Genomic DNA, 574 nt, shown 5'->3' with positions numbered 1-574 from the left:
TTCAACTAAACACTTGATTGCTTTTGTTCAATCAAGATTTTTCTTACTCAGACTTTTTCTTATCCTTTAAAAGGACTTGAAAGTCTCTTCAGTTTTCAGCTTGTTTCCTGGTTGTTAAAGAACAGAAATAACATTTTCAGTTATCATCGTTAAATAAACTCATTAAAGTATTTTAACTATTAACTTACTCAATCTACTTAACGATGATAAGTGGTGGAGATAAGCGGGATCGAACCGCTGACCTCCTGCGTGCAAGGCAGGCGCTCTCCCAGCTGAGCTATATCCCCATGTCATCGTTTATTTATTACCTTATTCACCTTAATCACTCACTCAGTTTGAGTGGTGGGTCTGAGTGGACTTGAACCACCGACCTCACCCTTATCAGGGGTGCGCTCTAACCACCTGAGCTACAGACCCAAGGGAATAACGGCTTTCTGCTCGATATTGTCTACAATATATCAATCAATCTGTGTGGACACTTATTGTCTCTCGTTTTCGGTAAGGAGGTGATCCAACCGCAGGTTCCCCTACGGTTACCTTGTTACGACTTCACCCCAGTCATGAATCATACCGT

General features: G+C 41.5%; 2 tRNA genes and 1 rRNA gene. All 3 read right to left on the bottom strand.

Annotated elements, in window-relative coordinates:
* Nucleotides 1-211 precede the first annotated feature (211 nt).
* Nucleotides 212-287 (bottom strand) — tRNA-Ala (locus tag DPV97_RS09550).
* A gap of 53 nt (nucleotides 288-340) precedes the next feature.
* Nucleotides 341-417, bottom strand: a tRNA-Ile gene (locus DPV97_RS09545).
* A gap of 82 nt (nucleotides 418-499) precedes the next feature.
* A 16S ribosomal RNA gene (locus tag DPV97_RS09540) occupies nucleotides 500-574 on the bottom strand; the annotation flags it as partial.

Source organism: Haemophilus parainfluenzae (assembly GCF_003253005.1).
GTDB lineage: Bacteria > Pseudomonadota > Gammaproteobacteria > Enterobacterales > Pasteurellaceae > Haemophilus_D > Haemophilus_D parainfluenzae_M.
This window is presented reverse-complemented; position numbering and strand designations above follow the sequence as displayed.